This window comes from Paenibacillus solanacearum (genome assembly GCF_910593845.1).
In the GTDB taxonomy this organism is placed as follows: domain Bacteria; phylum Bacillota; class Bacilli; order Paenibacillales; family NBRC-103111; genus Paenibacillus_G; species Paenibacillus_G solanacearum.
Genome location: NZ_CAJVAS010000032.1, coordinates 57,299 through 74,523, shown reverse-complemented (window position 1 = coordinate 74,523; position 17,225 = coordinate 57,299). Strand labels below are relative to the sequence as shown.

Below are 17,225 nucleotides of genomic sequence, written 5' to 3'. Positions count from 1 at the left end.
TTGAGAATGTCATTTGCGCGGCGCAACTCGCCTATTTCTCTTTCCAATTCGATTTCACGGGCAGTCTTCTCGGTAGATGGGTAAGCACGTCCGCTTCCGACATGCGCTCCGTCGCCGTGCAGAGTTCTTCGCTTTCTCCAATCTTGCAAGGTGTGGTAGGCTACGCCTAACTGCTCGGCAGCTTTCTTTGGTCCAATCTCGTCGCTCAATCTTACTGCTTCATCTTTGAATACTTTGTCGTACCGTTTCATTGTCTCTCGTCCCCTCGTCATCTTCATTTTATTTCATACGAGGGTGTTTTTCGACTGCATAATTATAGTAGCACTCCAGATGAGGACAATAGATATAAATATTTCTTTAACAGACGGTGACATAGATGAATTTCCTAATAAGGATAATGTAGGATTGGTCGAAGTACTCAATAATAGAGTCATGATTACGTTGAGTAGGAATGCAATGATAGGCCTAGGAAAACAATTAATTAAATTAGCATATACGAATTTCCAGGACGGATACCACGTACATGTCGACCCCTGTGAGGAAGGATATACTTCCCAGCCAATGGGCTTTTATTCCCATCCGAAAAGTGCAGAGATAATCATATGCTGTTCTGAATTTGAATCTATCGATAAGTGTATGAAGTAATTATCACAAGATCGAAAGAAATAAATAAGAGATGGTCTTTTTCCGCTGCGGAAGTTTATTATATATGCGGAGTTAAACGGCATCATTTCAATCTCTCCATATGAAAAAAATGACAATTTGTAGAAAAATGAATCCTTTTCCGCAAATAAAAAGTATTATAGTAGTAAAGTATTTTTAGCGAAGGAGGCTGGCATGGGAATCTTATCGAGATTCAGGGATATTATGGCGAGCAACGTGAACGCCTTGTTGGATAAGGCGGAAGATCCGGAGAAGGCGATCGGCGACTACATGCGGAGCATGAACGGCGACTTGGGCAAGATTAAGTCGGAGACGGCCGCGGTGCTGGCCGAGGAGCGAAGGGCGAAGCGGGCGCTCGAGGATAGTGCGGCGGAGATCAAGAAGCTGCAGCGTTATGCCGAGAAGGCTGAGACAGGCGGCAACGAGCAGGACGCCGGGAGGTTTCGCGAGAAAGCCGAGGCGCTGGCTGCGAAAGAAGCCTCCTTGCAGGCGGCTTACGATCTCGCTGCTGCGAATGCCGAGAGCATGAAGCAGATGCAGGATAAGCTCGTGTCGGATATCGGCGAGCTGGAAGCGCGCTACGCTGAGCTGAAGGGGAAAATGGCCGCAACCAAAGTGCAGCAAAGGTTGAACTCCATGGGCTCGCCGCTTGGAGGGGACGGAAATTCCGTTTTTGCAGAGCTGGAAGAGAAGGTCGAGAGCGCGTATAACGAAGCGATGGCCATTGCGGAATTGCGAGCGGGCACGAAGGACACGCTCGACGAAGAATTGGCCCAATTGGACATCGATGCGAAGAAGAAGGCGGAAGATGCGCCAGCCGCGCGGAAGGAATCTACGAAAGAGAAATGAATAACTCGGTTGTATCGTTAAAGAGGTGAACAGATGCCGGTAATCGACTATAAATGCCCGAGCTGCGGCAGCGGGATGGTCTTTGACAGCGAGACAGGCATGTTGTCTTGTCACAGCTGCGGAAGAGAAGACAGCATCGAGAATAATGCCGATCCTTTGCTGCAGGTCCGGAATACGTTCTCGGAAGAGGAGCAGGCGGTTGAATACCACTGCAAAAGCTGCGGCGCCATCATTATGACAGATGCGGACACCGTGGCGACGACCTGCAGCTTCTGCGGATCGGGCGTGGTCATCGGCGACCGGCTGGTCGGGAAGCTGGCTCCTGCGATGGTGATCCCCTTCAAGATTAGCAAGGAGGAAGCGGTCAAAGCATTCCGGAAGTGGTGCAGGAACGGCAGGCTGACGCCGGACGGATTCATGACGGCGGATCGGATCCAGAGCATGACAGGGATGTACGTGCCTTTTTGGCTGTACGATTTGAATAATAAAGTCGAGGTTCATGCGCATGCCACGAGGGTGAGGACGTACACCCGGGGCGAGTACCGCTATACGGAGACGCAGCATTTTGACGTGTACCGGGATATTGCGCTGAATTACGTTAAAGTCCCGATCGATGCATCGGCGAAGCTGAATGACGAGCTGATGGACAAATTGGAGCCGTTTCCTTACGAACAGCTCAAAAGCTTCAAGACGCCGTACCTTGCCGGTTACATCGCCGAAAAATACAATCATGACGAACAGCAGCTGCTTCCGCGGGCGAAAGACAAAATTGCCCCGTTCATTGACTCTTTCATTCAGTCGGAAATGACGGGATATACGTCCGTGACTTATACGAGCAAGCAGATCGATACAGCGCTCGCGCGAGCGGATTATGTGCTGCTCCCGGTGTGGATGGTGCAGTACGACTACAAGAAAGCGAAGTATACGTTCGCGATGAACGGCCAGACGGGCAAAGTGGTGGGCAAGCCTCCGATCAGCAAAGCGAAGGTGTCCGCGTGGTTTGCCGGGATTGCCGGCGTCTCGTTCCTGTCGCTGAAGTTTGTTTCGTGGGCGATGGGAGGCGGATTATGGTGATGAGAAAAGGAGCGATCGCCGTCGCGCTGCTGTTCCTCGTGCTGCTGGCTGCTTTTCCCTTGAAAATGACGATAGCGGACGCGGCTGCGGCAGAGACGAAAACATACGTATACGACCATGCCGGTGTTCTGAATTCGGAACAAGCCGGCCGCTTGGAAGCGATGGCTAAAGCGTACGGAGCCAAACGGCAAACGGACATTATCATTGTTACAACGAAGAACGCGGAAAAGACCGATGTGCAGAAGCTGACGGAAGATTTTTACGATGCGCAAGCGCCGGGCTTCGATAAGCCGCATGGCAATGCGGTTATTTTGACGCTCGACATGAACAACCGGGAAGTGTATTTGGCCGGATTTTATAAAGCCGAGCAATATTTGGACGATCGCCGGTTGGATAAAATACGTACGAAGCTGACGCCGGACTTATCCAGCGGCCGTTATGAGCTTGCTTTTGAGAAATATATAAAAACCGCATACAAATATATGGGCATCCGCCCGGGCGTAAATCCGGACAACATCTTGTTTAATCTATGGTTTCAACTGGCCACATCGCTCGGCATTGCGGGATTGATCGTCGGCGCGATGGCTTACCGCTCGGGAGGGCGCGTTACGGTGCACCGCCGCACTTACGAGGACACGTCCGCTTCGAGGGTTATCAGCAAGCGCGACCAATACATTCATACAACGACCACGAAGCAGAAGATTCCGAAAAATAAAGGCGGCGGATCGGGTGGAGGCCGCGGCGGCGGCGGGATTACCGGAGGGGGCCATTCGCATAGCGGCAGCCGAGGGTCATTTTAACCGGAAAGGACGGAGATACGAATGTTTTTCAGAAACCAGTTTGCGAATGTAGTCGAATGGGAAGAGTTCCGGGACGATATGATTTTTTGGAAGTGGAGCAACCGCGAAATTAAAAAAGGCAGCAAGCTCATGATTCGTCCGGGGCAGGACGCAATTTTCGTCCATAACGGCAAGATCGAAGGGATTTTCGAGGATGAAGGGGAATACAGCATCGATTCGCAGATCATCCCCTTTTTATCGACGCTCAAAGGGTTCAAGTTCGGCTTTAACAGCGGCATGCGGGTCGAGGTTTTATTCGTGAACACGAAGGAGTTCACCGTCCGGTGGGGAACGCAAAATCCGGTACTGGTCCCGACACCGCAGCTTCCGGGTGGCATGCCGATTCGCGCCAACGGCACCTTCAACTTTAAAGTGAACGATTATGTGACGCTGATCGATAAAATTGCGGGGATCAAGGACAGCTACCTCGTGGAGGACGTCAAAATCCGCATAACATCGGTGCTGGATCAGTTGTTAATGAAGTGGATCAGCAGGGAAGGGAAAGACATGTTCAATCTTCAGGCGAATGCTTATGAGATTGCCCAGGGCATCCGTGAAGATCTCGATATGCAAATGTACGATATGGGCATGACGATTACCGGGTTTCAGGTGATGAGCTTCAATTATCCGCAGGAAATTCAGGATATGATTACGCGGACCGCCTCCCATGAAATGATCGGCAATCTGCAAAAGTACCAGCAAGTGAGAATGACAGACGGCATCGCGGACGGAAATGTGAAGGGCGGCGGCACCGCGGCGGATATGGCCGGCATGATGATGGGGATGAATATTGCCGGTGAAATGATGAAGACGATGAATCCGAACCCAAAGCCTGCCGCGGATGCCAAACCGGATGCTCCACCGGCTCCCGCAGCTGCCGAAGGCGGCAAAAAGCCAAACTTTTGCCCGAACTGCGGCGAGAAAACAAGCGGGGCCAATTTCTGCCCGAATTGCGGTCAGAAGCTGAATTAGCAAGCGAGACACAGCGGAGCATGCTTGCGCTGCGTAAGTCCCGTTAGGGTCACCGTAACCGTACGGCTTCCAGCGCAGCGGCTCTGTTATTTTTCATGATTGCGGTAATTATGGGAAACCTAGCTAAGAAAACCTAGCTAAGAAACGCGAAAACGAACATACAAAGGTTGATGATGAGACGTGATTGATTACGAAGAAACCGCGAGCAGCGAAATCCGCAACCTCGTCGATGCGAATCAGTTGAAAGACTGGGCGAAATTTCTGCTGACGTATAAGTTTGCAATCGACGAAATGGAGACGAAATTCAATATATTGAACGAGGAGCTCCAGTTCATTCAACAATATAATCCGATCGAGCATGTCAAGTCCCGGATCAAGACGCCGAAGAGCATTCTGGACAAGATGAGAAGGAAGAACCTGGCTCTGTCGATGGATAACGTAAAGACGCATATCCAGGATATTGCCGGCATCCGTGTCATCTGCTCGTTTAACTCTGACATCTACCGGCTGGTGGACATGATCAGCGCGCACAGCGACATTCGGATCGTGCAAGTCAAAGATTACGTAAAGCATCCGAAGCCGAACGGATACCAGAGCTTGCATCTGATCGTGGAAATTCCGGTGTTCCTGACCGACCGGACGGAGCGGGTGCTGATGGAGATCCAGATCCGCACGATCGCCATGGACTTTTGGGCGAGTCTGGAGCACAAAATATATTACAAATTCGACAAGCAAATTCCGGATCATATCGAGCAGCAGCTGCGAGAAACGGCGCATATCATTTCATCGCTTGATGAACGTATGGTGCAATTGCATCTGGAGGTACAGTCTTACAAGTAAGAAAAGAGAGGGGGAGCGCCGTCAGTACGGCTGCTCCTCCCATTTTTTTCTTGCGAGGTCCTTGCGCCGGTAAATGCCGAGGACAATGCCTACAGCCGCGAGCTCCGCGAGCAGGTGGCTGCCGCCGTAGCTTAGGAAGGGGAACGGCATGCCCGTTAACGGAACGAGACCGACGGACATCAGCATGGCATAGCCCATCTGGAAGCCGAGCAGAGCGGCGATCCCGATAATGATCGTTTTGCCGTATGGTTCATGAACGACGCTGCTTGATCGCACAACGCGTCCGATGAAATAGACGACGCCGACGGCGACCGCCGCTCCCGCCAGCCAGCCGAAGCAGTGCAAAATATAGACGAAGATGAACTCGTTCGGAACGGACGGAAGCCGGGTAAGCGGCGAGGCAAAGCCTTGTCCGAGCCAGCCTCCGGATTGGATTGCATGCTGTATCTGTAGCGCGATGTAGCCCGCCCCCGTCGGATCGGCTTCTGGATTCCAGTAAGCGGCAAGACGCTGGGTTATGTACTGTTTGGTCAAGACAGCCGGAATCGCGAATGCCAAAAAAGTACCGGCGGTTTGCGCGCACGCAAGAAACCAACGCCGCGAGATGGTGCCGTAGACGGCGGTGTACCCGGTCAAGTATAGAACGGCGGCAACAAGGTTCGGCGAACTCAGCAGCAGAAATACGGGTACGATGACAAAGGCAAAGTAGCTGCGCCAGAACGTACGCTTGCCGTGCCAGCGTAATAAAATGCCAACGGCTGCGATGAGCAGCAGGTAGGGACTCATGCTCATCCAATCCACGGCAAACCTGCCGAAGCGGATATAGCTGCGGGCGCCGTTAATTTGATTGCCGAACGTGACGGTATACAGCATTCCCGCTACGACGACCCCATAGATCGGCCAAGACCACGAATACAGCTTGCGGTAATCCCAGAAATAGAAGAAGCCCATGACCAGCAGCCCGAGAGCGACGGCGGCCGCCTTTCCTGCGAAATAGCGAACGTTTCCATAAGGCGACGACACCGATGCCATGCTCACCTCAAACATGTACATCACGAGAATGCCCAGCAGTACAAAGCCAATGGCTGCGAGCAGCAACCCCCAGTTCAGGCGCGGGCGATGTACTTGATGCAGCTCGCTGCCGATGGCCGCGGGGTCACCCATCTGCGATACGGCCCAGCGAATCGCATCTTCGCGGTTGAAGCCTTCCGCTTCCTTCTCCGCGGTCAGTTCCTCGATATGGCCTAGCAGTTCCTTGCGGATGTCGGCATGCACTTCCCTGGCTTTAATAGGCAAGCAGACTTCGCCGAGAAAACGGCGCACATCCTCCTGATCGCGAATCATGCCTGTCCCTCCCCAAGCACGGAATCGACGGCGTTACGGAACATGCGCCACTCCGCTTTTTTCTCCTTCAACAGCTGCTTCCCTTGATCGGTAATCCGGTAATATTTGCGTTTGCGGCCTTCGGCTTCCTGCCAGTACGCTTCCACCGTACCTGCGGATTCCATCGCGTGCAGAATCGGGTACAGCGTCCCTTCCTTTAATTGAAACGCACCGCCGGAGGTTCGTTCCAATTCCTTGATCAGCTCGTAGCCGTATAGCTCGCGCCGCTCCAGCAGATGCAGGATCATCGTTCCGGTGCTGCCTTTGAGCAGCTCCTTGTTTTTGTTCATGTGCGGCTCTCCCTTCGCGAGAATTGTAGACATGTCTTATACTTTGCGATTCGATGCATCGTAAATCTAGGTATTATTATAGATGGATGAATCGCCATTGTCCAGCATGAAAAAAGCCGCACGAACGGTGTGCGGCAGATTCGAACGTGACATGGTCATGCCTCTGTGTGAGGTTACAGCGTCGCTTTCCAGCGGTCGATTCGCTCCTTGTAGTGCGGCGATACGAGAGGAGGGCGGTCCTTCTGCGCGATCAGCTTGCCGCCTTCGGTCAACCCGGCGTCGCGGGGCTCCAGCACCCGAACCAGCCGTTCGCGCCACGACGCGAGCGCTGCAGCATAGTCGGCTTCTCTGGACAAGTCGCGGCATTCTCCGGGATCGGCGCGAAGATCGAATAGCTGCTCGGTCCCGAGACGCGGGAACCAAATGTACTTCCATTGGCCGTCCGTTACATACTGCATTTCCTGCTCTTCCGAGTAACACAGTGAATGCTCGCCGTGCACAAACTCGCGCCATGGCGTCTGTTCGCCGCGAATGAGCGGCAAGGCGCTTCGGCCGTCCACCGTCTCCGGTATGGGAACGCTGGCTGCATCGAGGATGGTCGGCATGATGTCTTGCAAGCATACGGGACTTGCGACATGTTCCGCAATCGCTGCGGAGCGCATCGCTTTGGGCAGCCGGACGATCAGCGGAATGTGGGCGGAGCCTTCGTAGCCATGCGTTTTGCGCCACAAATAATGGTCGCCGAGCATATCTCCGTGATCGGAGGTGAAGATGACCACGGTATGCTCCCACACCCCGATTTTTTTCAAATGCATGAACAGTCTGCCGATCTGCTGGTCGATCTGCTGGATGAGTCCGTAGTATCCGGCCCGGGCGCGGTTCACTTCCTCATCCTTGCGCTTTCCCCTCCAAGCATCGGGCTTCTGCGCATCCTTCGGCTGATCGTGCACCGCCGCCCAATCGCCGATATAAGGTGCGGGGAGCGTCTTGTCACGGTACAGATCGAAATAGTACGGCGCCGGATCGTAAGGCGAATGCGGGCGGGAGAACGATGTTTTCAGAAAAAACGGCTTCGTCGGATCGCGCTTCTCCAGCAGCCGGATCGATTCGTTCACGGTCCAGTTCACCGGATGCAAAAACTCCGGTGCGTGGAACGGCCGGGACATCCAGGAGTTCCAGTCGATGCCGTGGTCGGTCATCCCGTAATCGCCGGTCTTGTTCTTCTCGAACCAGGCGATGTAATCCGAGACGAACCCCGGGGACTCGACTTTGCCCTGCTCGTCCAGCGACGTTCGGTGGAAGCCGTTCAGCGCGCGCTGCGGATCGAAGTTCATTTTGCCGACGCCGAGCGTGTAATAGCCCGCTGCGGCCAGCTCACCGGGCAGCGTATGCGGGAAGCCGCCGCCCATGCGGCCCTGCCCGCGTCCCGTCCCGAGCACGCCCGTATGCCACGGATCCATCCCCGAGATCAGCGACGTTCGCGCCGGAACGCAGGAGGGCGTGCAGGAGTAGGCGCTTGTAAACACGGTTCCTTCCTGCGCAAGCCAATCCAGGTTCGGCGTCTCGATGACCGGATTGCCGTAGCAGCCGAGTGTGTCCGAACGATGCTGATCGGTCATCACCAGCACGATGTTAGGTCGTTTCAACGTCCATCTCCTCCTTGTGGGGCAAGCGTCATTTTGTTCTCGCTTTTTCCGCTTCGATCGCTTTATCCGCGGCTTCCTGAGCATAACGGATCGTCGTATTCACGTCGAGCTTATCTTTGATCATTTTGTCCAGCGCGCTTTGCACCGCCGTTTTGACCACATCGTCATAACGGGTCGGTTTGCCCATCGTGCCGTACACATTTTTGAAGATGGCTTGAACGTTTTTGCCCTGCAGCGTCTTGAAGTCTTGACCGAAGTGGCTTCTTGCTTCTGCGTCCTTGATCGCCGGGACGGCGCCGCCCTTGGCCAGGCGGGTCTGAATTTCTTTATCCGTCGTCAAGAATGAGATAACCTGGAATGCGTCGTCTTTGCTCTTGGCTGTGGAGGAGACGGCCAGCACATGCGCCTGGGTCGCGACTTCTTTCGAAGGATGCCCTTGGCGGAGCGGGAACGTCACCATGTCCCAGTCCAGGCGGATGCCTTGCTTGGCCAATTCTTCGATTTCGCCGATTCTTCCTCCGGACGAGGCATACATCGCGAGCGTCTGGTCTTTCTCGAAGCCTTGCACGCCTTTCTTCGTCTTCTTATCGTCCGGGATGTCCTCGATCGCTTTGAACAGCTCGTACAAATATTTCCAATCATCTGTGCCGAGCGCCGCTTTTTCCGTCTTCGGATCGACGAAGGGGACAAGGAAGCTTTGCGCCACCCAGCGCAATCCGTTCGGATCGATGGCGCGGATGTTCGGATCGGCGGCGGTCACTTTTTTGCCGAGCGCGATTACCTCTTCCCAAGTCATGCCGTCCTTCGGGTAGGGGATGCCAGTCTTGTCGAAGATGCTTTTGTTATAATAAAGCACTTCGAAATTAAAGCTGTAAGGCAGGGCGAACAGCTCGCCGCGATCCGAGTACAGCTTGATCGAATCAACCGTATTTTTTTCGTAGCGATTCAGATCGAAGCTCGTCTTCTTAATGTATTCGTTCAAATCGGTCAGCAGTCCTGCATCTTGAAACTGCACCATATCCCACGAAGTCGTCAGTATAATATCGGGAAATTGGCCGGTGGTCATCAGTTCTTCTTTTGTTGTGCCTTTGCCGTTTCGGACCAGCTCCATCGTCACGTTAGGGAATTTCTTTTTGACTGCGCTTACAAAGTTCTCCTGAAATTCTTGATCGGTGATGCCGGCATTGATCTGGAACACTTTCAGTGTTACCGGTTTGCCTCCCCCGATAGGTTGGACGGACGAGGCATCGCCGGAGATCGAAGGGGCGGGAGCGAGGGAAGTCTTGTCTTGAGCCGTTCCTCCGCCGCAGCCGCTGACGGCGAGTGCGATAAGTGATAACGAACAAAAGAGTCGATTCATGGATTTACGGTTCATAGGTATCATCCCCCTGTAATGGATAGCTCGTCCGAGAGATAAGGTCATTCCGAGGCGGTAGAAACGACGATCAGTGCGTTGGCGATCGGCCGCTCCTCCTTATCGGAGGGGCGGTTAAGCACGGTCAATCGGCCGTCGTCCGGTTTGCGCAGCACGTAAGTCGATGAGCCGCCGCCATCTACATTGATTGCATCGTCCATGCCGAGCGACTGCAGGTAACGCGCAGCTTCGAGCACGGATGCGCCGTCGGAATAGCCTTTTTGCCGGCCGTCGATGACGTAGGCGTACAGCATCCTGCCCTTGGACGCGAATATCGTCCGCGGGTGGTGTTCCAGATTGTTGACATCCGTCATATCGAGCACTTCCGGAGGGACCTGTCCTTTTTGCAACAGTACGTCGGCAAAACGGTGATCCGCGCCGCCAACCGCATACAGCGCCTCATTTATGCCTTGATCGAAATCGGCTTTGAATGTCAGCGTTTGGCCGACCGGCGCATGCTGCTTAAGCCAGGCCGCTTTGCTTCCGGACGCCGTCAGGATGAATTTGCCGGGCGGGACCGGATTGTTCGCCGCCGTGAGGATCGCTTCGACCACGCCGCTGACGGGTTGGCCCGGGGCTAGTTTGGCATTCGGCGTCGAAGGCGCGATGATGACCTCGATCCCATTCCCTTCCGATAAGGTGGAGCCGCCGAACCGGTCCGTCAGTAGAAAGCTGTGGTTGGTCAACGTTTTCGCACGAATTTTGTTGATGCCGTTGAGCGTGAGCTGCTGCCCGTTCTCGGCCGACAGGACGAGGCTGATCGCAATGCTTTTGCCGAGCGTGAACGAACCGTCCTTATTTACGGCCAGAAACGTATCCGTCTTGGGGCCGGGGGATGTGACGATTTCCCCGCCGGTGATTTGCAAGCCGAGCGGGACGCCGGTCGCGACGTGGAAAAAGTCGGCGTTCAATGCGGCGAGTACACGGTGTCCCGCGCGGTCGTTGGCTTTGGCGATGTGCGAGACGGTGTCTTTGCCGGCCACATGGGGCGCGGCCGACACGATTTCCAGCCTCGTCTGCGGATCGGAAGCGTCAAACTTCAACTCGAAAATCCGGTTGGTTACGGCGCTGCCTTCTTCCGCTCCGCCTTTGCCGCGAATGGCTTTGACAGGATCCGGCGATTCGGAGAACCGGAACATCGTTTCGAACCGGACTGTCTTTGTTTCATGCTCGACGCCGCGAGCGACAACGAAGCCGGTTTTCGACGCTTTGACGGCTTGATTCCCGCCGTAAACTTGAGCTCCTGCAACCGGGATGATGAGCGTGATGCCAAGCAGAAGGGTAGAAAGTACAGCATACTTTTGTTTTTTGGCAAAAGCGGACAAGACGATTCACCCTTTCGATAAGATACGCCAAGCTGCGCCGCTTACAGCCAATCGATCGACTGGAACGTGCCGTTTTGAGCGGACTCCCGCGCTTTCAGGCAGAGCAGCGCGCTGACCAAGCCGTCGTTCAGCGTGCTTACGGACGTTTCCTTTCCTTGCATGATGCCGACGAAGTTCGTCGCAAGTCCCGCGTCGCCGCCGAAATGTCCCTTCTCCGTATCGAACCGGTGCGTCTCCACGAGCGGCGTGTGGTGCATCAGCACCTTTACTTCGCTTGTATAGAAGTCGAACTCGACCGTTCCTTTGTACCCCATGAACCGGGCTCCGCGTGCTCCCGCTTTCCGCCGTACGAAGAAGTTCTGCGAGTAGGACAGATGCATCCCGCTCTCGTAGCGAACGAGCGCGCTGCCCGAATCCTCGTTGCCGGTATCGACGGCAAAGCTGCAGTAAGGCCACGCTTTGCGGGTCGCTTCCGGTGCGAAGGCGGTGCTTTCCTCACAGGTGCGGTTGTCCTCGCAGTCGGCGCATTTCAGGCCGGCCGGCTTGTCGCCTTTGAAGACTTGCTTCGACGTCATGGCGCAGACGCTGACCGGACGCTGCTGCAGCACATAATTCAAGTAATCGAAGTCATGCGTGGCCTTTTGCAGAAACAGGCCGCCCGTTTCGTTCTCGTCGCGGTACCAGTTATGGTAATACACGCCGCCGTAGGTGACGTTGTTGACCGCCTGCACGTGCTCGACCGTGCCGATTTTGCCCGAATCTATAATTTCTTTGACTAGCTGCACCATGCGGGATGTGCGGAGCGGGAATGAGACGACGATCCGGTCGTTGTGCGCTTCGCCGCCTTCCTTCAGCCTCTGCAGATCGGACAGCGTTGTGGCTACCGGCTTTTCCAAGAAGAGCGGGAGCCGGTAAGGCAGCACCTTGAGCGCCATCTCCGTATGCAGCGAACATCGCGTGCCGATGAGGACGCCGTCCAGCTTGGCTTCCTCCATCATGTGCTCCGGTGAGCCGTACCATTGCACGTTGTCCAGAGGATCGCCCTGATGCTGCGACAAAATGTCGTTCTTGCGGATATCGACGATGGCGGCCAGCTCAAACGCCGGATCCTGCTTCTTCACTTCGTTCAGGACGCTGCGAATGCGGCTCCCGTATCCAATAACGCCTACTCTCATGCTTGAATCTCCTCCTGTAGTTTGCCTGGTCGGCATATAAGCTGAGCTAGTTACATTATAGTGAGACAAGGGGGCCGAAGGCTTTGTTTTAAAGGCCATAATTTTTGCGTTATTGGACGAAGTTGCAAGCGGCGGGGACGGTGCGTTGTGGCGCTGTGTGGCGTTTGGTCGAAACCGTGAGGAGGGCGGGAACAGGAGCGAGCCGCAAGGAGGTTTGGTCTTTTCAGCGGGGAAGGGCTGCGGTATGATGAAATGAATAAAGCTCGGTACGGGAGAGTCGGCGATGGCACACCTTCGGACGCGATTGAAAAAAACGATCGACATCAAGCAAATGATCACGATGTATTACTTCGAATTCGGCAAAGAATACGTGTATCGAGGCGAAAGGCATGATTTTTGGGAATTTTTGTATGTAGATAAAGGGGAGATCGAAGTATTCGCCGATGATCGGCGGCTCCTTCTGGAGCAGGGCTCGATCGTCTTTCACAAGCCGAACGAGTTCCACCGGTTTCATGCGAACCGTGTCAAGGCGCCGAATGTCATCGTCATGACGTTCGATTGCGACTCGCCGGCCATGAAGCATTTCCATAACGCAGTTATTCGGCTGGAGGCGGACGAGCGCAACTTGCTCGCGTCCGTGATCGAGGAGGGCATGCATGCGTTCTCGTTTCCGTTCCGCTATCCGCTGCGCGACCACCGGCTGACAGGCGGGCCGGTCGGCTGCGAACAGATGATCAAGCTGTACCTCGAGATGTTCCTGATCCGGCTGCTTAGGAGAATCAGCGCGCGGACGACAAGCGGCCTGCTTCCTTCAACGGTCAAGGAAAAAAACGACGAGGCCGTCGTCAAGTCGGTCGTGCGGTATTTGGAGGAAAAAGTGGGCAGTCCGGTTACGCTGGACGACATCAGCGATACGCTGCATGTGTCGAAAAGCCGTCTGAAGGAGCTGTTCAAAAAAGGCACCGGCCTGACGATCATGGAGTATTTCGCCAAGCTGCGCATCGACAAAGCGAAGCTGCTCATCCGCGAGCAGCCGAACAATTTTACCGAAATCGCCGGCATGACCGGGTTCGGCAGCGTCCATTATTTCTCCAAGGCGTTCAAGAAGGCGACCGGCATGAATCCGTCGGAATACGCAAGATCCGTGAAGGGAAGGCTCAAGAGCCAGGGGTAACCGGTGACGAACCAGACGGCCCGGGCACCGGAGCCAGCGACGATTCCCGAATCATCAGCTCGGAATCGAGCACGAGGACCCGCTCTTGGGAAGGCTCGCCATGTTCGAGCTGCTCGATCAGCTTCTCGACGATGGCGCGGCCCATTTTGATTTTCGGCTGGCTGACCGTGCTCAGCTTCGGCTGAATGTACCGGCTGATGCGGTTGTTGTCGACGCCGACGACGGCCAGCTGATCCGGAATGCGGATGTCCAGCTCGGCGCACGCTTTATAGACGCCCAGCGCCATTTCGTCGTTCGCCGCATAGACGGCCGTGAAGTCGGCCTGCTTCTCCACCAGCCGCTTAATCGCCTCATAGCCGCCCTTTTCGCTAAAATCCCCGTTCTCGATCAGCTCGGGATGGAACGGGATGTGATGCTCCCGCAGCGCTTTCAAATAGCCTTCCAACCGCTCGTAGCTGTCAACAGCATCCGCGTATCCGCTCAAGAAGGCGATTTTGCGATGCCCTTGCTGGACGAGGTGGGACACGACGTCCTTGGAAAATTTCACGTTATCCGTATACACGCATGGAATGTTGTGATGGTCGATATGGCGTCCGACGACGCCGATCAAGTAGCTCATGTCGGCAATGTGGCACAATTCTTCGTCCGACAAAAGCGGAGTGACGAGAATCATGCTGTCAGCCGTTTTGTTCATCAGCAGGCTGATAAAATCCAGTTCTTTCTCCTTGTTGTTCCCCGTATCGCAGATGATTACCTTATATTTTTGCGCGTACGCCTTGTTCTCGATGCCTTTAATGATCTCGGCGTAGTAGGAGTTGTTGATTTCGGGCACGATGACGCCGATAATCATCGATCGTTGGGAGCGAAGATTTTTGGCGGCGGCGTTCGGCTGGTACCCGAGTTCTTCGATCACCTTCATTACTTTTTCCTTCGTGTTCGCCGTCACATTCGAATTGTTGTTGAGCACCCGCGAGACGGTTGCGGGGGATACGCCGGCTTTTGCGGCTACGTCTACGATTTTTATGTCCATCTTCATCAACCTTATGCGAATTTGGGAATGAATGTAATTGGTTTGAATAACTTACTAAAAAGAATAATCGATTCAGAAATCGATTTCAATTAATTTGTTTGAAATGAGGTCGAATGCGTCGGTTCAAGTCAAAGTTGTGACAGTATTTCAAATTTGTAAAATCGATTTCATAAAAAATAGAAATAAAAGCGAGCGTTTCCGGACGTAATTACGCCTATTTTATGAAAATAATTGAAACGATTAAACGCCTTTATTATATACATATTTTTTTGTCAGTTAGGAAAAGTTTTGATTGACTTTCGCTTACAGGAATGATTATAATTCTTGTTGAAATCGATTTCAATTATCAGATTGGTCAATCGCTCGTGTTAGACTTCAAAACCATTGCCAGGGGGGCATAAAAACAATGAATAAGAAATCTCTCGCGCTGCTCAGTTCTTTACTTGTATGTGGAACCGTTTTCACGGGGTGCTCTAGCTCTAAACCGGAAGCGGTTACAACGGGGAATGGCACTTCTCCTACCGCATCGGCGATTACGAAACCGGTGGAATTGTATTTTTATCATAATGCGGGCATTACCGAGGAGCAGTTCCAGGAGCAATTCGGAAAGGTCATCAACGAAAAGCTTCCGAACGTGACCGTCAAATTCGTTCCGAAGGATAAAAGCGTAAGCTTAGCGGAGATGATGACGAGCGGGACGACCAAAGTCGATATTTTCATCGATTCGATCGGCCAGATCGGGCTGAAGGGCTCGCTGATCGACATCGGACTGAATCAGGATTTGAGCGATCTGATCAAGAAGCATAATATCGATCTGAATCGTTTTGAACCGAGCACGCTCGATGCGATTAAAGTGATGGGCGGTCTATACGGCCTGCCGATCAGCAACAGCGCTTACGTGCTCATGTATAACAAAGACGTCTTCGATAAGTTTGGCGTGGCTTATCCGAAGGACGGGATGACGTGGGAGGAAATCTCCGATATTTCCCGCAAGCTGACGCGTTCCGACGGCGGAACGCAGTACGTGGGGTACAGCACTTCGATCAACCACTATTTGCGGTTAAACCCGCTGTCGCTGGCGAACGTCGATGCCAAGACGAAGACGGCTTCGCTGAATACGGATACATGGAAAAAGCTGATTCAGGAATCCCTTCTGAATCCGATGTCGGCGGACGGCTACAAGCAGGTAGCGACCGACTTGAGCAAGCAGTGGTATAAAATCCCGTACACCGACGAGTTTGCGAAAAACCGGAATGTCGGCATGTTCACCTTTATGTATGGCGATTACGCATGGACCAAAGAAATGAACTGGGATGTCGTCTCCTTGCCGGTGTTCAAGGACAAACCGAAGCAAGGCAGCCAGGCTTATCCGACCTACATGTTCGTCACCTCGACATCCGAGCACAAAGACGAAGCGATGGAAGTGGCGAAGCTGTTCATCTCGGATGAATTCCAAACGCAGTTCTCCAAAGCCGGCGGCATTACCGTCCTGAAAAATGACGCCATCAAGCAAGTATTCGGCCAGGAGACGCAGATGAAAGATAAAAACATCAAAAACGCAGTGTTCTATAATACAGCCGCGCCGGCCGCACCGAAGACGCGCTACGACACGTATGTGGAAGATGCGGTGAAAGCACAAATCAGCAGCCTGCTGAAGGGCGAAACCGACCTGAACACGGCGCTTCGGACAGCGGAGGAAACCGTTAATAAAAAGATCGAGTCGGAAAACAAGTAAGCGAACGGATTGATGCAGCTCCGATGGCCGTAAACCCTACGGCGTCGGGGCTTTCTTTTTTTACACGCGGGCCAATGGCAGCTTACTGTCTCCGATGGCAGGTTTGCACGCCGCGAGGCTTCCCTGGCTACGCTTCTTCCCAACGGCTGACGATAAAGTCGATAATCTCCTGTTTCGTTTCCTCCGTCAGTCCGTTGCGCAGCGCAACGATAAATTCAATAAAGAGCAGCGCGACAAGCTCGTCGAGCTCCAGATCGATCGGCATGCGCTTCCAGCGCAAGTCGTCGAAAAACACCTCGACCCGGCTCACTTCCCGCGGATGCAGCGTGATGGACAAGGTCGGGCAATCGTCCTCCTCCGTTTTGCCGCCGGGGCTGGCCGGCAAACTCCAGCGGAACTTGGACGCTCCGGACGAAGCGGCGGGTTTCCGGGGCAAGCCCGTCTTGGAACCGGTATCGTGACCGGCGGCTTCCGTTACGATGCTGCCGTAAGTTTCGTTAAGAAATACGAGATAGTCGTACAAGTCGATATCATGCCGGATTTTCTCCAGGAAATTATCGAACAGCAGCTTCACAAGAAACGCTTTGTTCAGCCCCGGCAGCTGCTCCTTCGTCATGACCTTGACATCCTCCAGAAACGCGTCGGCGCGCTTGAAGTAGTCACGGGGCACGCGAACCTGGACTTTACGGCTGTCGGTGTCGCTCGTCTTCCCTCCGAACATGCCGGTCCACTTTTTAAAGGCGATCATCATATAATCCCCTCTCTCAACTTATCAACTTGTCTACTCTATGTGTATTCGGAAACTAGCAGGATTAT

General features: G+C 53.8%; 17 protein-coding genes. 8 read left to right on the top strand and 9 right to left on the bottom strand.

Annotated elements, in window-relative coordinates:
• Positions 1-251, bottom strand: a 251-nt coding sequence (locus KXG62_RS25040; protein WP_218094756.1) for a transposase, incomplete at its 3' end; no start/stop codon positions are given.
• A 79-nt stretch (positions 252-330) separates the two neighbouring features.
• Between KXG62_RS25040 and KXG62_RS34710 the strand changes: the two genes are divergently transcribed.
• From KXG62_RS34710 to KXG62_RS25015, 6 genes are all read left to right on the top strand, one after another.
• Complete coding sequence (locus KXG62_RS34710) at positions 331-645, top strand: Imm32 family immunity protein (RefSeq protein ID WP_425517377.1); 315 nt, start codon at positions 331-333, stop codon at positions 643-645.
• A gap of 192 nt (positions 646-837) precedes the next feature.
• A complete protein-coding gene (locus tag KXG62_RS25035) occupies positions 838-1,512 on the top strand; it encodes a PspA/IM30 family protein (RefSeq protein WP_218094755.1) in 675 nt (224 codons plus the stop codon).
• 33 nt (positions 1,513-1,545) lie between these two features.
• The gene (locus KXG62_RS25030; RefSeq protein ID WP_218094754.1) at positions 1,546-2,586 is read left to right on the top strand and encodes a TFIIB-type zinc ribbon-containing protein; all 1,041 of its coding nucleotides are present in this window, start codon (positions 1,546-1,548) and stop codon (positions 2,584-2,586) included.
• Positions 2,586-3,386 (top strand): TPM domain-containing protein, encoded by an 801-nt coding sequence (locus KXG62_RS25025; protein ID WP_218094762.1) that lies wholly within the window; start codon positions 2,586-2,588, stop codon positions 3,384-3,386. Before KXG62_RS25030 ends, KXG62_RS25025 begins: the two co-directional genes overlap by 1 nt.
• Positions 3,387-3,407: 21 nt before the next feature.
• Positions 3,408-4,397 carry an SPFH domain-containing protein gene (locus tag KXG62_RS25020; protein WP_218094753.1) on the top strand — a complete coding sequence of 330 codons (990 nt, stop codon included), beginning with the start codon at positions 3,408-3,410 and terminating at the stop codon, positions 4,395-4,397.
• A gap of 180 nt (positions 4,398-4,577) precedes the next feature.
• Complete coding sequence (locus KXG62_RS25015; protein WP_246627629.1) at positions 4,578-5,237, top strand: GTP pyrophosphokinase; 660 nt, start codon at positions 4,578-4,580, stop codon at positions 5,235-5,237.
• 21 nt (positions 5,238-5,258) lie between these two features.
• Here the strand turns inward: KXG62_RS25015 and KXG62_RS25010 are convergent, their stop codons facing one another.
• The 6 genes from KXG62_RS25010 to KXG62_RS24985 all read right to left on the bottom strand — a co-directional run bounded on the left by KXG62_RS25010 (position 5,259) and on the right by KXG62_RS24985 (position 12,470).
• A complete protein-coding gene (locus tag KXG62_RS25010) occupies positions 5,259-6,581 on the bottom strand; it encodes an FtsW/RodA/SpoVE family cell cycle protein (protein ID WP_218094752.1) in 1,323 nt (440 codons plus the stop codon).
• Complete coding sequence (locus KXG62_RS25005; protein WP_218094751.1) at positions 6,578-6,910, bottom strand: PadR family transcriptional regulator; 333 nt, start codon at positions 6,908-6,910, stop codon at positions 6,578-6,580. The genes KXG62_RS25010 and KXG62_RS25005 overlap by 4 nt, the downstream gene beginning before the upstream one ends.
• Before the next feature lie 173 nt (positions 6,911-7,083).
• Positions 7,084-8,556 (bottom strand): arylsulfatase, encoded by a 1,473-nt coding sequence (locus KXG62_RS25000; RefSeq protein WP_246627628.1) that lies wholly within the window; start codon positions 8,554-8,556, stop codon positions 7,084-7,086.
• A 28-nt stretch (positions 8,557-8,584) separates the two neighbouring features.
• Entirely contained in the window at positions 8,585-9,931 is a 1,347-nt protein-coding gene (locus KXG62_RS24995) for an ABC transporter substrate-binding protein (RefSeq protein WP_218094749.1), read from the bottom strand.
• A 44-nt stretch (positions 9,932-9,975) separates the two neighbouring features.
• On the bottom strand, positions 9,976-11,295 hold the full coding sequence (locus KXG62_RS24990; RefSeq protein WP_218094748.1) for a phosphodiester glycosidase family protein: 1,320 nt from the start codon (positions 11,293-11,295) through the stop codon (positions 9,976-9,978).
• 41 nt (positions 11,296-11,336) lie between these two features.
• Entirely contained in the window at positions 11,337-12,470 is a 1,134-nt protein-coding gene (locus KXG62_RS24985; protein ID WP_218094747.1) for a Gfo/Idh/MocA family protein, read from the bottom strand.
• A gap of 283 nt (positions 12,471-12,753) precedes the next feature.
• Between KXG62_RS24985 and KXG62_RS24980 the strand changes: the two genes are divergently transcribed.
• Positions 12,754-13,644, top strand: coding sequence for a helix-turn-helix transcriptional regulator (locus tag KXG62_RS24980; protein ID WP_218094746.1), 891 nt, complete (start codon positions 12,754-12,756; stop codon positions 13,642-13,644).
• Here the strand turns inward: KXG62_RS24980 and KXG62_RS24975 are convergent.
• A complete protein-coding gene (locus tag KXG62_RS24975; protein WP_218094745.1) occupies positions 13,628-14,674 on the bottom strand; it encodes a LacI family DNA-binding transcriptional regulator in 1,047 nt (348 codons plus the stop codon). The genes KXG62_RS24980 and KXG62_RS24975 overlap by 17 nt on opposite strands.
• A 406-nt stretch (positions 14,675-15,080) precedes the next feature.
• Between KXG62_RS24975 and KXG62_RS24970 the strand changes: the two genes are divergently transcribed.
• Complete coding sequence (locus KXG62_RS24970; protein ID WP_218094744.1) at positions 15,081-16,409, top strand: ABC transporter substrate-binding protein; 1,329 nt, start codon at positions 15,081-15,083, stop codon at positions 16,407-16,409.
• Positions 16,410-16,536: 127 nt separating this feature from the next.
• Here KXG62_RS24970 and KXG62_RS24965 read toward each other — a convergent pair whose 3' ends face one another.
• Positions 16,537-17,160, bottom strand: coding sequence for a hypothetical protein (locus KXG62_RS24965; RefSeq protein ID WP_218094743.1), 624 nt, complete (start codon positions 17,158-17,160; stop codon positions 16,537-16,539).
• Positions 17,161-17,225: the final 65 nt, after the last annotated feature.

Excerpts from the sequence above, each read along its gene's own strand:
- KXG62_RS24980 (WP_218094746.1), top strand. The coding sequence starts at position 12,754 with ATGGCACACCTTCGGACGCGATTGAAAAAAACGATCGACATCAAGCAA.
- KXG62_RS25035 (WP_218094755.1), top strand. The coding sequence starts at position 838 with ATGGGAATCTTATCGAGATTCAGGGATATTATGGCGAGCAACGTGAAC.
- KXG62_RS24985 (WP_218094747.1), bottom strand. The coding sequence starts at position 12,470 with ATGAGAGTAGGCGTTATTGGATACGGGAGCCGCATTCGCAGCGTCCTG.
- KXG62_RS24965 (WP_218094743.1), bottom strand. The coding sequence starts at position 17,160 with ATGATGATCGCCTTTAAAAAGTGGACCGGCATGTTCGGAGGGAAGACG.
- KXG62_RS24970 (WP_218094744.1), top strand. The coding sequence starts at position 15,081 with ATGAATAAGAAATCTCTCGCGCTGCTCAGTTCTTTACTTGTATGTGGA.
- KXG62_RS25025 (WP_218094762.1), top strand. The coding sequence starts at position 2,586 with ATGAGAAAAGGAGCGATCGCCGTCGCGCTGCTGTTCCTCGTGCTGCTG.
- KXG62_RS25030 (WP_218094754.1), top strand. The coding sequence starts at position 1,546 with ATGCCGGTAATCGACTATAAATGCCCGAGCTGCGGCAGCGGGATGGTC.
- KXG62_RS24995 (WP_218094749.1), bottom strand. The coding sequence starts at position 9,931 with ATGAACCGTAAATCCATGAATCGACTCTTTTGTTCGTTATCACTTATC.
- KXG62_RS24975 (WP_218094745.1), bottom strand. The coding sequence starts at position 14,674 with ATGGACATAAAAATCGTAGACGTAGCCGCAAAAGCCGGCGTATCCCCC.
- KXG62_RS25010 (WP_218094752.1), bottom strand. The coding sequence starts at position 6,581 with ATGATTCGCGATCAGGAGGATGTGCGCCGTTTTCTCGGCGAAGTCTGC.
- KXG62_RS25005 (WP_218094751.1), bottom strand. The coding sequence starts at position 6,910 with ATGAACAAAAACAAGGAGCTGCTCAAAGGCAGCACCGGAACGATGATC.
- KXG62_RS25020 (WP_218094753.1), top strand. The coding sequence starts at position 3,408 with ATGTTTTTCAGAAACCAGTTTGCGAATGTAGTCGAATGGGAAGAGTTC.
- KXG62_RS34710 (WP_425517377.1), top strand. The coding sequence starts at position 331 with ATGAGGACAATAGATATAAATATTTCTTTAACAGACGGTGACATAGAT.